The following is a 13473-nucleotide window of genomic DNA, read 5'->3' as shown; positions in this document are numbered from 1 at the left end:
GGTCTCGCCATCGCAAGCCAACAGCAAGGCAAGGTGAGATCATGAAACGTTCAAGCGCGACCATACTCCGCGAATACGGCCCCTTCCCTGGCGTCACCAATATCGGCGGCGTGAGCTATGACGGCACGAACATCTGGATCGCCGTCGGCGACAGCCTCGACGCGATCGACGCCGACAACGGCAAGACGGTGCGCAAGCTCGACATCGCGGCCCATGCCGGCACCGCCTTCGACGGCCGGCATCTGTTCCAGTTGTCGGGCGAGCACATCAAGAAACTCGACCCCGACAGCGGCAAGGTGCTCGCAACGATCCCCGCGCCGCAAGGCGGCGCCTCCGGCATGGCCTGGGCGGAAGGATCGCTCTGGGTCGGCCAGCATCGCGCCCGCAAGATCCATCAGGTCGATCCCGAGACCGGCAAGATTTTGCGCAGTCTCGACTCCAACCGCTTCGTCACCGGCGTTACCTGGGCCGACGGCGAACTGTGGCACGGCACCTGGGAGAACGAGGAAAGCAACATCCGGCGGATCGACCCGGCATCCGGCGACCTGCTGGAGCAGATCGACATGCCGAAGGATGTCGCGGTGTCGGGTGTCGAGTGGAACGGCCGCGACGCGTTCTATTGCGGCGGCGGCCCGAGCGGCAAAGTGCGAATGGTAAAGAAACCGCGCTAGGGCGCGTCAACGCACCGCGTTGCGGATTTCTCCGCTGTCGTTCCAGACATCCTGCCGCACGATCAGGCCGTCGCGGACCTCGATGCGGTCGATGAAGCGGATGCCCTCGAACGCGCCGCCGTCGAGCCAGCGGCCGTGCAAGGTGCCGCGAACATAGACAGCGACGCCGCCGCCGGTCACCGGGGCGGCGTCGATGCTCTCGATATGCTTGCCGACGAACTGATAGCGCTTGGCGGACCCCGCCACGATGGCGTCGAGGTCGTTCAGCCGCGCGCCACCGGGGAAGATGAACTCAATGCCGGGCGCGAGAAAGCTTTTGGCCCGCGCCAGATCGCGGGATTCCATCGCGGCGAGATAGGCCTTCGCAATGTCGATGGCGGCGAGCGGATCCAAGCTCACGCTCACTCCCACTCAATCGTCCCCGGCGGCTTCGACGTCACATCATAAACGACGCGGTTGACGCCCTTGACCTCGTTGATGATGCGGGTCGCGACGCGGCCAAGAAAAGCCATGTCGAAGGGATAGAAGTCCGCCGTCATGCCGTCGGTCGAGGTGACGGCGCGCAGTCCGAGGACATATTCGTAAGTGCGGCCGTCGCCCATCACGCCGACGGTCTTGACCGGCAGCAGCACCGCGAAAGCCTGCCAGATGTCGTCGTACAGGCCGGCGCGACGGATTTCCTCGATATAGATGTCGTCGGCGAGACGGAGAATGTCGCACTTCTCCTTGGTGATATCGCCGGGAATGCGGATCGCGAGGCCCGGACCGGGGAACGGATGGCGGCCGACGAACACGTCCGGAAGGCCGAGTTCGCGGCCCAAGGCCCTCACCTCGTCCTTGAACAGTTCGCGCAACGGCTCGACCAGCTTCATGTTCATGCGCGCCGGCAGGCCGCCGACATTGTGATGCGACTTGATCGTCACCGACGGGCCGCCGGTGAACGACACGCTCTCGATCACGTCCGGATAGAGCGTGCCTTGCGCGAGGAAATCCGCGCCGCCGATCTTCTTCGCTTCAGCCTCGAACACATCGATGAACAGCTTGCCGATGGTCTTGCGCTTCACTTCCGGGTCGGTGACGCCCTTGAGTTCGCCAAGGAACATCTCGCTCGCGTCCACATGGATCAGCGGGATGTTGTAGTGGTCGCGGAACAGCGCGACGACCTTCTCCGCCTCGCCGAGCCGCAGCAGCCCGTGATCGACGAACACGCAGGTCAGCTGCTCGCCGATCGCCTCGTGGATCAGCACCGCGGCCACGGAGGAGTCGACGCCGCCGGACAGGCCGCAAATCACTTTGCCTTTGCCGACCTGCTTGCGGATTTTCTCGACCGCCTCGTCGCGGAAGGCGCGCATGGTCCAGTCGCCCGACGCACCGACAATCTTGCGAACGAAATTGCGCAGGATCGCCGCGCCGTTCGGCGTGTGCATCACCTCGAGGTGAAACTGCACCGCGTAGAATTTGCGCGCGTCGTCGCCGATCATCGCGATCGGCGCGTTCGGCGAGGTGCCGAGCACCTTGAAGCCGGGCGGCAGCTGCGTGACGCGGTCGCCGTGGCTCATCCAGACCGGGTATTTCTCGCCCTTCTTCCAGACGCCGTCGAAGATCGGTGACTCTTCCGCGACCTGCACCTCGGCGCGGCCGAACTCGCGGTGATGGCCGCCCTCGACCTTGCCGCCGAGCTGCTGCGCCATCGCCTGCTCGCCGTAGCAGATGCCGAGCACCGGCACGCCGGCCTCGTAGATCGCCTTCGGCGCGAGCGGCGCGTTGTCGTCGAGCACCGAAGCCGGGCCGCCGGAGAGAATGACGCCCTTCGGCCGCATCCGCAGGAAGGCTTCCTCGGCCTTCTGGAACGGCACGATCTCGCAATAGACCTTCTCCTCGCGGACCCGGCGCGCGATGAGCTGGGTCACCTGCGAGCCGAAATCGACGATGAGAATCTTGTCGTGTACCGGGTTTGACCCAGACATTGCCGCGGAATCGCCTGTGTTGAAGGCGGCGTTTTTGGGCTTAACGGCAGGTTGCGTCAAGGCGGCAGGCTCCGGTTAACCACGCGGCAAATTGGACGCTTTCAGATAAGCCTCCATTAGCCCTGCGCGTGAGAGAAAAGCGCCAGATTTGCTGGCTTTCCACACCTTCGGAGCGCGCCGCCGTGGCCTTCCATGCCGACCATCTGACCTTTGCCGCCGCCGGTCAGGCGAACCCGAAAAGCCGCCGCAACGCGCTCTATCGCGAGGGACCGGCCGCGATGCTGCAGCGCTGGGCGCTGGGCACCGCCTGGGCCTGCAAGCCGAACCGAATCTCCGGCCTGCCGAACCTCGCCCGGATGTGGCTCGGCGAAATGATGGCGCCCGACTACGCGCTGCCGGACCCGGAAGCCGCGCTCGCCAACCCGCCGGGCCTTGCCGGCATCGTCCACGATTTCTCGATGCCGACCGTGCTCGAAGGCTATCGCCGCGGCATTTTCCCCTTCGCGCATGTCGGGCCGCTGAAATGGTGGTCGCCGCCGGAGCGCTCGTTGCTGTTGTTCGACGAGATTCATATCGCCAAGCGGCTGCGCCGCCAGATGCGGCAGGGCAAGCACACCGTCACCTTCGACAAGGACTTCGAAGGCGTCATCAAGGCCTGCAGCGAGAGCCGCAACGGCCGCTGGAACCTGACCTGGATCACGCCGCGGGTGATGCGGCTCTATACCGAGATGTTCGACGCCGGCCACGCCCACTCCTTCGAGGTGTGGAACGAGGCGGGCGATCTGGTCGGCGGCGGCTATGGCGTGGCGGCCGGCGGCTCGTTCACCACCGAGTCGCAGTTCACCCGCGAGACCAACACCTCGAAGATCGGCTTCACGGTGCTGCACTGGCACCTCAACAAGTGGGGCTATGCCTTCGACGACGGCAAGCTGATGACGCCGACCTGCAAGGACATGGGCTTCCGCGACGTGCCGCGCGCCGACTACCTGCGGCGGCTGGAAGCGGCGGTGAAGCTCCCCGGCAAGAGCGGACGCTGGAAGGTCGAGGACGATCTCGCCGTCATTTCCGAGTGGAAGCCCGCCGGCAACGGCGCCGTCCACAGGGATAGCGACGACAAATAGGCCCCAAGGCGCGCGCGTTAACCACGCGCGGCAGTTCCACGCGATCTTTGCGCCGAACGCGATCATGCTGACCGCAGGTCGTGGGGGGCTCGCCCGCCATCTGCATCTTGTCTTGTACCGAGTAGAAGATGTGGGTGCCCGTACGTGCAAGCGTGCGGGCACGACTGTTTTTGGGCAGTCATTCCGGGACGGCGCGTAAGCGCCGGACCCGGAATCCAGAAACGGATTCGGCATTTGCCGCTGGATTCCGGGTTCGCTCACTGCGTTCGCGCCCCGGAATGACGACTGTTAGGCTTTGCGCAACACACTCACGAAAAATCCGTCCGTGCCGGTCGTTCGCGGCGTCATCAGCACGCCTTCGGCCGACAGCCGCGCGGCCTTTGCGAAATCACCGGCACGATCGCCGAGCGCCCTGATGACCTCGGACGGCGGCGTCAGCGAAAATTCCGGATGGCGCGACAGGAACGCGCCGACCTGCGCGCCGTTCTCGTCGTTGAGCACCGAACAGGTGATGTAGGCGATCCGGCCGCCGGCCTTGAGCAGCGGCACGGCGCGATCGAGCACCTCGGCCTGTTCCTTGCGCCGGATCTCCAGCGCGCCGGGCCGCATCCGCCATTTGGCGTCGGGGTTGCGCCGCCATGCGCCGGTGCCGGTGCAGGGCGCGTCGATCAGGACAAGATCGAGCTTGCCCGCGAGATCGTCGAGTTCGGTGCCGACCGATTTCGGCGTGCGCACCTGAACGTTGCGCGCGCCCGAGCGCGTCAACCGCTCATGGATCGGCGCAAGGCGGCGCTTGTCGTCGTCGGTGGCGTAAAGCTGGCCCTTGTTGTCCATCATGCCGGCGAGCGCCAGCGTCTTGCCGCCGGCGCCGGCGCAAAGATCGAGCACCTGCTCGCCGGGCGCTGCGCCCGACATCAGCGCCGCGAGCTGCGAGCCTTCGTCCTGCACCTCGACAGCACCCTTGATGAAGGCAGGCTCGGCATGGATCGCCGGATTTTTCGCGTCGGCGGACAATTGACGCCGCAGACCCCAGGGCGACCAGCGGGTCGCCTCGAATTGGAGGTCGTCGAGCAGCGCCAGCGCCTCGTCGCGCGAGGCTTTCAGCATATTGGCGCGCAGGTCGAGCGGCGCGCGCGAGGCAAGCGCCGCGCCCTCCTCCGCCCGCGCCTCGCCGAAGCTCGCGGCAAAGGCGGGATCGAGCCATTCCGGATAATCGCCGGCGACATGAGCCGGCGCGCCATCGAGCGTCACGGCGGAAAGCCGGGTGCGTTCCGCGTCGCTCAGGGGCTCGGGCGCGTGGCGCGAGCCATCGGCCAGCCGTTCGATCGCCTCGAGATCAAGGCCGCGCTCGCGGCTGAGCATGCCGAGCGCGACGGCGCGCGGGCCGTCGCTGTCCATGAGCCAGGCCGACGAGGCGCGGCGGCGCAGCGTGTCATAAACGAGGCCGGCAATCGCCGCGCGGTCGCCGGAACCGGCGAAGCGGTGCGCGAGGCCCCACGATTTCAGCGCATCCGCCGCCGGACGGCGCTCGCGCGCAACCGCGTCGATGACTTCGATCGCGGCGGCGAGCCGCGCGGCGGGGGTCACAAGAACACCGTCAGATCGCGAGCAGGATGCGGACGGCGAAGACGATCCACATCGCCATCAGCACCAGCCAGCCAAGACCGAACACGAGGCCGCGCCGCATCACACGGTTGTTGGTGACGTGGATGAAGGCGTGAACGACGCGCAGCGCGACGAACACCCAGGCCAGCACGACGAACAGCAGATCCGCCTGCTTGGTGATGAGCGCGAGCGTCATCACCACATAGAACAGCACCGGCAGCTGGAACTGGTTGTTGTAGGAATTGCCGTACTGCTGGGTCTGCGGCGTCCAGGCAAGCTGGCCGAGCGCGATGTCGCGGATCTGCACGCGGCGGCCGGCGATGTCGGCGCGCCGCGCCACCGCGGTCTTGATCAGCAGCACGAAGGTGAGCAGCACCATCGCGAAGACCGGAAGCAACACCGCCTGAACTGACATGGCTCAACTCCGGTTAGACGCGGCTCGGATAGTTCGGGCTTTCGCGGGTGATGACGACGTCGTGGACGTGGCTCTCGCGCAAGCCCGCGCCGGAAATGCGCACGAAGCGCGCCTTCTCGTGCAGCTCGTCCAGATTGCGGGCGCCGACATAGCCCATCGCGGCGCGCAACCCGCCCGCAAGCTGATGAAGGATGGTCGACGCCGAGCCCTTATAGGGCACCTGGCCTTCGACGCCTTCCGGCACGAGCTTCAGCGAATCCTTGATGTCCTGCTGGAAATAGCGGTCGGCCGAGCCGCGCGCCATCGCGCCGACCGAGCCCATGCCGCGATAGGTCTTGTAGGAGCGCCCCTGATAGAGAAACACCTCGCCCGGCGTCTCGTCGGTGCCGGCGAGCAGCGAGCCGACCATCGCGACGTCGGCGCCGGCGGCCAGCGCCTTGGCGAGATCGCCGGAATACTTGATGCCGCCGTCGGCGATGACCGGCGTGCCGGTCACCTTCGCGGCCTCGACAGAGTCCATGATCGCGGTGAGCTGCGGCACGCCGACGCCGGCGATGATGCGCGTCGTGCAGATCGAACCGGGACCGATGCCGACCTTGATCGCGTCTGCGCCGGCGTCGATCAGCGCCTTGGTGCCCTCGCGCGTCGCGACATTGCCGGCGATGACCTGCACCTTGTTGGAGAGCCGCTTGATGCGGCCGACGGCGTCGAGCACCATTTTCGAATGGCCGTGCGCGGTGTCGACCACGACGAGATCGACGCCGGCGGCGATCAGCGCCTCCGTGCGGGCAAAGCCCTTGTCGCCCACGGTGGTCGCGGCGGCGACGCGCAGGCGGCCCTGCTCGTCCTTGCAGGCGTTCGGGTTAGCGACCGCCTTTTCCATGTCCTTGACGGTGATGAGACCGACGCAGCGGTAGTCGGCGTCCACCACCAGCAGCTTCTCGATGCGATATTGATGCAGCAGTTTCTTGGCTTCGTCCTGCCCGACGTCCTCGCGCACCGTGACCAGCCGGTCCCTGGTCATCAGCTCGGAGACTTTCTGCCGCGGATCGTTGGCGAAGCGCACGTCGCGGTTGGTCAGGATGCCGACCAGCTTGCCGGCATGGGTGGGCGTGCCGCCCTCGACCACCGGGATGCCGGAAATGCGATTCTCGCTCATCAGCGCCAGCGCCTCGGCGAGCGTCGCGTTCGGCGAAATGGTGAGCGGGTTCACCACCATGCCGGATTCGTATTTCTTGACCATGCGCACCTGCGCGGCCTGGTCTTCCGGGTCCATGTTGCGGTGAAGGACGCCGATACCGCCGGCCTGCGCCATGGCGATCGCCATCTGCGCCTCGGTGACGGTATCCATCGCGGAGGCGAGGATCGGCAGATTGACCTGGATCGTGCGCGTCACGCGGGAGCGGACGTCGACGTCGGTCGGCATCACCTCGGACAGGCCCGGCTTGATCAGCACGTCGTCGAAGGTCAGTGCGTCAGGCGGGCTCGCATTCTCGACCGGCATTTGCCAACTCCGTTTCGCCCGCAAGGCGGGACCGGCCGGCCGAAAAGGCTGAAAAGATGCCTTAGCGAGGGGTTTCCCTCGCCCGGATCACGGCCCGCTTTTGGGTTGGCATGGGTCGTTAGCACGGGTCCGCAGCGATTCCTAGGGCAGCGGTGGCCATTCACCGGGAAATGTGAGCGCGGCTTTCCGGGCGTTTTTGCCGGCGCGCCGCGCCGGTCACGGGCGCACGGATGGCTGCCATGCCGGGCACGGCGGCGCCTTGGTTCTGCCGCGTCTGTGCTAGAAGCCCGCGGTGCCCGGACAGATTCCCCCTCACCACCGCAACGTCCGCAGGTTTCATGCGTTCTGACCGTATCATCGCACTGATCGTGGCGGTGGCGCTGTTCATGGAGAACATGGACTCGACCGTCATCGCCACCTCACTGCCAGCGATCGCGGACGACATCGGCACCAACCCGCTGGCGCTGAAGCTCGCGCTGACCTCTTACCTGCTGTCGCTCGCGATCTTCATTCCGGCAAGCGGCTGGGCCGCCGACCGCTACGGCGCGCGCCCGGTGTTCCGCGCGGCCATCGCCGTCTTCATGATCGGCTCGATCGGCTGCGCGATCTCCGGCTCGCTGACGGACTTCGTGATCGCGCGCATCGTGCAGGGCATGGGCGGCGCGATGATGACGCCGGTCGGCCGCATCATCATGGTGCGCTCGACGCCGAAGCGCGAGCTTATCAACGCGATGGCCTGGGTCACGACGCCGGCGCTGATCGGACCGGTGGTCGGCCCGCCGATCGGCGGCTTCATCACCACCTTCGCGTCATGGCACTGGATCTTCCTCATCAACATCCCGATCGGGCTTGCCGGCATCGTGATGGCGGCGCGCTATATCCCCGACCTGCGCGCGGAGCAGCATGAGCGCTTCGACACGGTCGGCATGGCGCTCGCCGGCCTCGGCATCGCGGGCCTCGCCTTCGGACTGTCGGTCCTGGGGCTGAACTTCCTGCCGTGGACCGTGGTTGCGGGGCTGATCGCCGGCGGCGCGGCTTTCACCTTTGCCTATATCGTTCACGCCCGGCGCATCGCCGCGCCGGCGCTCGACCTGACGCTGCTGCGCCTGCCGACCTTCCGCGCCAGCCTTGTCGGCGGCTTCACCTTCCGTCTCGGCATCGGCTCGATGCCGTTTCTGCTGCCGCTGCTGCTGCAGGCCGGCTTCGGCATGACGCCGTTCCAGTCCGGCCTCATCACCTTCGGCTCGGCGGTCGGCGCGCTGACCATGAAGATGGCGGCGGCGACGATCCTGCGGCGGTTCGGCTTTCGCGTCATTCTGGTTTTCAACGCGCTGATCAGCGCGGCCTTCCTCGCCGTCTGCGCCACCTTCACGCAGGCGACGCCCGCGGCGCTGATGCTGATCCTGCTCGTGATCGGCGGCTTCTTCCGCTCGCTGCAATTCACCTGCATCAACACGCTGGCCTATGCCGAGGTCGAGACGGCGCGCGTGAGCCGCGCGACCGCACTCGTCAGCGTCGGTCAGCAGTTGTCGCTATCGGCCGGCGTCGCCGTCGGCGCGCTCGCCGTGCATCTGACGATCCTGACGCGCGGCGGCGATCCGGCCGCGTCATTGCAGGCCGCGGATTTCCCGCCGGCCTTCCTGCTCGTCGCCGCAATTTCCGCAATCTCGGTGCTGATCTTCGCTCGCCTGCCGCACGATGCCGGCGCGGAACTCGCCAACCGGACGCCGAACGCGGTGGAGACCGCGCCGGAAACCGCCGATCCGCGTCCGACCTGACCGGCCGCCGCCGCGTTAACCATATAAGTGATTGTCACATTTGCACCGTGGACAGGTTTTCCTGCCGGTCCTAGCGTCCCGATTAAGGTTAATCCTCGGGTAACAAGTGCATGCGTAGACCCGAAACACTTCGGACGCTCGCGTTGCGCGCCATCGGCGCGGCGGCGCTGTTGGCGTTTGCGTGCGCGCCTTCGCATGCCCAGTCCCGCGGCGACGACGCCGAAGGTCTCGACGCCTTCGCGCGCGTGCAGTCCCAGTCACAGGACCGCATGACGATGTCGGAGGCTCGCCGCTCCATCCGCGAGATGCAGCCGCACATGACGTTGCGGCAGAGCGCCCGCGGCTGCGCCAATCAGGCGAAGGACCAGGCGGCCGACCGCATCACCGCCTGCAGCCGCGTGCTGGAATCCCGCAAGGCGAGCGGCGAAACCGCGGGCGTCACCTATGCGCTGCGCGGCCTCGCCTATCTCGACCGTGGCGACGTGCCCAACGCGATCGCCGATCTCGACCGCGCGGTCTCGCTCGCGCCGGATTTCGCGCCCGCCTATCAGAACCGCGGCAACGCCTGGTACGCGAAAGGCAATTTCGGCCGCGCCCTCGCCGACTACGACGAAGCGATCAAGCGCGATCCGCAGGCCGCCTCGGCCTATGTCAATCGCGCGGTCGCCAAGCGCGATCTCGGCATGACCGACGGCGCGCTCGAGGATTTCCGCAAGGCCATCGAACTCGACCCGAAGCGCGCCAGCGCCTATCGCGGCCGCGGCGAGATGTATCTGCGCCAGGACGACTATGCGCGCGCCATCGGCGACTACGACCACGCGCTGCAATACGAGCGCACGGCGACCAACTACATGCGGCGCGGCGAGGCGCGCCGCGAGTCCGGCGCGCTCGACGGCGCGATGGCCGACTATGCCGAGGCGTCCCGCATCGAGCCGAACAACGTCGCGGCCTGGCTCGCGCAGGGCAAGGTCCAGCAGCAGAAGGGCGACACCGACCGCGCGCTGGCGCTCTACCAGAAGGCGATCCAGCTCGATCAGAACGCAGCGCCGAGCTATCGCTATCTCGCCGAAGGCTATCTCGCCAAAGGCGACCGCGCCCGCGCCATCCGGGAAATCAGCCGCGCGCTGAAATTCGCGTGGCGGCCGGAATATCTGGCGCTGCGGGCGGAGTGGCGGCTCGGCGGCGGCGACATCAAGGGCGCGGAAGTCGACGCCGGCTATCTCGACAAGTTCGAGGACGACCATCCGGCGGCGCTCGCGGTGCGCGGCGCGGTGGCGGCGCGGAACAAGGATTACGCGCAGGCGCTCGCCAAGCTCAACGCCGCGCTGAAGGACGACGACAAGCTCGGCTTCGCCTATGCCGAGCGCGGCCTCGTCTTCGCCGCGAAGTCCGACAGCGAACGCGCCCTGGCCGATCTCAACCGCGCCGTCGCGCTGCACAGCGGCAGCGGCGCGGTGTTCAGCGCCCGCGCGCAGATTTTCCATGCCAAGGGCGACAACGCCAAGGCGATCGGCGATATCGGCGAAGCGATCAAGCGCGAGCCGAAATCGGCGGCGCTCTATTATCAGCGCGCGCGTTGGCGCATCGCCGCCGGGGAGAACGACCCGGCGCTCGCCGACCTCGACGCAGCGATCAAGCTCGGCGTCGACAACGCCGACGCCTATTTCCAGCGCGCCGCGTTGCGCAGCGGGAAAGGCGACCGCGCGGGCGCGCTCGCCGATCTCGACGCCGCCATCAAGCGCGAGCCGCACAAGGCCGACTATGCGCGGGCGCGCGGCAATGCCCTGCTCGCCGCCAAGGCTTATGACAAGGCGATCGGCGACCTCGACAACGCCATTCGTCTGGAGCCCGGCAACGCCAGCGATCATTATCTGCGCGGCCTCGCCCGCGAGCAGACCGGCGATCTCGTCAACGCCGCCGAGGACTTCAAGCTCGCGACGCGGCATAAGGACAGCGCCGAGGCCCGCAAGGCGCTCGCCCGCGTCACCGCCGAGATCAAGCAGCGGGAGGCCGCCGAGCGAAAGAAGAAGGGCCGCAACCGCGTCGCCAAAACGGAATCGAAGACCGACGCGAAACCGGAACGGAAGCCGGACGCGGACGACGACGTGCAGGCCGTCGCCTCGATCCCGCCCGCCGCCACGGACCGGGAAGCCGCCAAGGCCACCGGCGTACCGGTTCCGGCGGCGCGCCCGCAGGGCGCCGTCCCGCGCGAGGAGCAGCACGCCGCGCCGCGATCCGACCGCCGCGAAGCGTCGGAGCGCAACGAGCATCGCTCCGGCAGCACGAAAACCCGTGCCGCCGAGCGGACCACATCGCGCAGCAGGCATGAGCAGGCCGAACGCGCCCGTTACAGCCGCGAGCCCGCGCCGCGCAGCCGCGCCGAACGCGACCGGGCGGCGCGCGAGCGTTACTTCCGCCAGCTCGAGGCCAAGGAACGCTACGAGCGTGCGAAACGGCGGTACTACGAGCAGCAGCGGGCGCGTCGGCCGGCGCAATTCACCGACGCCTTCCGCGACTATCGGCGCTGACGCTACTTGCCGCCGCGGAATCCTGTCGCCAGCAGATAAAGCTCGGCAGAGTCCGCCCGGCTCGCTTTCGGCTTGACGTGCCGCACCGTCGCGTAATTGCGTTTCAACGTCGCAAGCAGAGACGGCTCGGTGCCGCCCTGCAGCACCTTGGCGAGAAATGCCCCGCCCGGCTTCGTCACCTCGCGGGCGAACTCCGCCGCCGCCTCGACCAGCGCCATGATCTTCAGGTGATCGGTCTTGCGGTGACCGGTCGCGTTCGCCGCCATGTCGGACAGCACCACATCGGCCGGCCCGCCGAGCAGCGCCTTGAGCCTGTCCGGCGCATCGGGATCGAGGAAGTCGAGGTGCAGGAAATCGACGCCCGGCACCGCATCGATGTCGAGGATATCGATGCCGACGACGCGGCCCTCCTCCGGCGCGCCGACGCGCTTGGCGGCGATCTGGCTCCAGCCGCCGGGCGCGGCACCGAGATCGACGACGCGGCCGCCTTTCTTCAGAAAGCGATACTGGTCGTCGATTTCGGTGAGCTTGAAGGCGGCGCGCGAGCGCAAGCCCTCGCGCTTGGCGCGGGCGACATAAGGATCGTTGAGCTGGCGCTCCAGCCAGCGCTGCGACGAGGCCGTGCGGCTCTTCGCGGTCTTCACGCGAACTTTGAGCTCGCGCGAGCCGCCGCGGCTGCTTTTGCCGCCCGCTGTTTTGCCGTCCTTGCCGCGGGTCACGATGCAGCGTGCCCCGCGCCGTCCCAGACGCCGTCGGCACGCATCATCTCGACCAGCATGCCTTCGCGCAGGCCGCGATCGGCGACACGCAGGCGGCGGCACGGAAAGGCACGGCGGATCGCTTCGAGGATGGCGCAACCGGCGAGCACGAGGTCGGCGCGCTCAGCGCCGATGCACGGGCTGGCGACGCGATCCTGGTAGCTCATCGCCAGCAGGCGATCCATCACGGTCGAAATCTCCTGTTCGCTCATCCAGCAGCCGTCCACCCGGTTGCGGTCGTAGCGCGGCAGATTGAGATGAACGCCGGCGATGGTGGTCACCGTGCCCGAGGTGCCGAGCATGTGGATGCCGTTGCTGCAATCCTCGCCATGCTCGGCGGCGAACGGCGCGAGCATCGCGGTAATCTCGTCGACCATCGCCTCGTATGTGGCGCGGCTCACGTCGATGCCGCCGTGGCGCTCGGCAAGCGTCACGACGCCGTGCGCGAGCGAGGTCCAGCCGGCGATGTTCGGCTTCGGCGGACCGTTGCGGCAGGCGGCGGCCGAACGGCTGAGCCGGACAAGCTCCGAGGAGCCGCCTCCGATGTCGAACAAGAGTACGCCCTCGGCCTCCGGATCGATCAGCGGCGTGCAGCCGGTCGCGGCCAGCGAGGCTTCGGTTTCCCGGTCGATCACTTCCAGATCGAGGCCGGTTTCCTCGAGCACACGGGCGCGAAACTCATCGCCATTGGCGGCGGCCCGGCACGCCTCCGTCGCGATCAGCCGCGCGCGGGTGACGCCGCGGTTGCGCAGCTTGTCGCGGCAGACGGACAGCGCTGAGACTGCGCGCGCGATCGCCGCGTCGTTGATGCGGCCGGTTGCGGAGACGCCCTCGCCGAGCCGGATGATGCGCGAGAAGGCATCGACGACGCGGAAGCCGTCGGCGGTCGGCCGCGCCACTAGCAGGCGGCAGTTGTTGGTGCCGAGGTCGAGCGCGGCATAGGTCGCACCGCCGCCGGCCTGCGGGCCGGGCGCGCGCTGCGGGAACGGCGACCGACCCCGCCGGGGGCGCCGATGCGGCGGCCGCTCGCCAGCAGGACCGGCGCCGGGGATCTCCCCGGCTCCGTCGCTCATCAACCAATGCCTTCCTGCCACCCGAACCCGCTCAGAGGCTTCTCATGGTGGCA

At 67.7% G+C, this 13473-nt stretch carries 11 protein-coding genes; 4 read left to right on the top strand and 7 right to left on the bottom strand.

Annotated elements, in window-relative coordinates:
- Positions 1 to 41: 41 nt before the first annotated feature.
- Positions 42 to 671, top strand: a complete 630-nt coding sequence (locus tag AB7F10_RS08425; RefSeq protein WP_428558652.1) for a glutaminyl-peptide cyclotransferase — start codon at positions 42 to 44, stop codon at positions 669 to 671.
- A gap of 6 nt (positions 672 to 677) precedes the next feature.
- Here the strand turns inward: AB7F10_RS08425 and AB7F10_RS08420 are convergent, their stop codons facing one another.
- On the bottom strand, positions 678 to 1076 hold the full coding sequence (locus AB7F10_RS08420; RefSeq protein ID WP_428587146.1) for a nuclear transport factor 2 family protein: 399 nt from the start codon (positions 1074 to 1076) through the stop codon (positions 678 to 680).
- Positions 1073 to 2638: a glutamine-hydrolyzing GMP synthase gene (guaA, locus tag AB7F10_RS08415; protein ID WP_428558656.1), complete on the bottom strand. Its 1566-nt coding sequence runs from the start codon at positions 2636 to 2638 to the stop codon at positions 1073 to 1075. Before guaA ends, AB7F10_RS08420 begins: the two co-directional genes overlap by 4 nt.
- Before the next feature lie 182 nt (positions 2639 to 2820).
- On the opposite strand from guaA, the gene aat reads away from it, so the two are divergent.
- Positions 2821 to 3759 (top strand): leucyl/phenylalanyl-tRNA--protein transferase, encoded by a 939-nt coding sequence (aat, locus tag AB7F10_RS08410; RefSeq protein ID WP_428558658.1) that lies wholly within the window; start codon positions 2821 to 2823, stop codon positions 3757 to 3759.
- A 288-nt stretch (positions 3760 to 4047) separates the two neighbouring features.
- Here aat and AB7F10_RS08405 read toward each other — a convergent pair whose 3' ends face one another.
- Genes AB7F10_RS08405 through guaB form a run of 3 tightly spaced genes read right to left on the bottom strand, consistent with a single transcriptional unit; the run spans position 4048 to position 7283 of the window.
- The gene (locus AB7F10_RS08405) at positions 4048 to 5346 is read right to left on the bottom strand and encodes an RsmB/NOP family class I SAM-dependent RNA methyltransferase (protein WP_428558660.1); all 1299 of its coding nucleotides are present in this window, start codon (positions 5344 to 5346) and stop codon (positions 4048 to 4050) included.
- Positions 5347 to 5356: 10 nt separating this feature from the next.
- Positions 5357 to 5779, bottom strand: a complete 423-nt coding sequence (locus AB7F10_RS08400) for an MAPEG family protein (protein ID WP_428558663.1) — start codon at positions 5777 to 5779, stop codon at positions 5357 to 5359.
- Positions 5780 to 5792: 13 nt separating this feature from the next.
- Positions 5793 to 7283: an IMP dehydrogenase gene (gene guaB, locus AB7F10_RS08395; RefSeq protein WP_428558665.1), complete on the bottom strand. Its 1491-nt coding sequence runs from the start codon at positions 7281 to 7283 to the stop codon at positions 5793 to 5795.
- A gap of 338 nt (positions 7284 to 7621) precedes the next feature.
- On the opposite strand from guaB, the gene AB7F10_RS08390 reads away from it, so the two are divergent.
- Together AB7F10_RS08390 and AB7F10_RS08385 are read left to right on the top strand one after the other, a co-directional pair.
- A complete protein-coding gene (locus AB7F10_RS08390; RefSeq protein WP_428558667.1) occupies positions 7622 to 9061 on the top strand; it encodes an MFS transporter in 1440 nt (479 codons plus the stop codon).
- 110 nt (positions 9062 to 9171) lie between these two features.
- Positions 9172 to 11589: a tetratricopeptide repeat protein gene (locus tag AB7F10_RS08385; RefSeq protein WP_428558669.1), complete on the top strand. Its 2418-nt coding sequence runs from the start codon at positions 9172 to 9174 to the stop codon at positions 11587 to 11589.
- A 2-nt stretch (positions 11590 to 11591) separates the two neighbouring features.
- Here AB7F10_RS08385 and AB7F10_RS08380 read toward each other — a convergent pair whose 3' ends face one another.
- Positions 11592 to 12308, bottom strand: coding sequence for an RlmE family RNA methyltransferase (locus AB7F10_RS08380; protein ID WP_428558671.1), 717 nt, complete (start codon positions 12306 to 12308; stop codon positions 11592 to 11594).
- Positions 12305 to 13420, bottom strand: a complete 1116-nt coding sequence (locus AB7F10_RS08375; protein WP_428558673.1) for a Ppx/GppA phosphatase family protein — start codon at positions 13418 to 13420, stop codon at positions 12305 to 12307. Before AB7F10_RS08375 ends, AB7F10_RS08380 begins: the two co-directional genes overlap by 4 nt.
- Positions 13421 to 13473: the final 53 nt, after the last annotated feature.

The organism is Pseudolabrys sp., assembly GCF_050250095.1.
In the GTDB taxonomy this organism is placed as follows: Bacteria; Pseudomonadota; Alphaproteobacteria; order Rhizobiales; family Xanthobacteraceae; genus Pseudolabrys.
The sequence above is the reverse complement of the archived record's forward strand: the minus strand, read 5'-3'. Positions and strand labels throughout refer to the sequence as shown.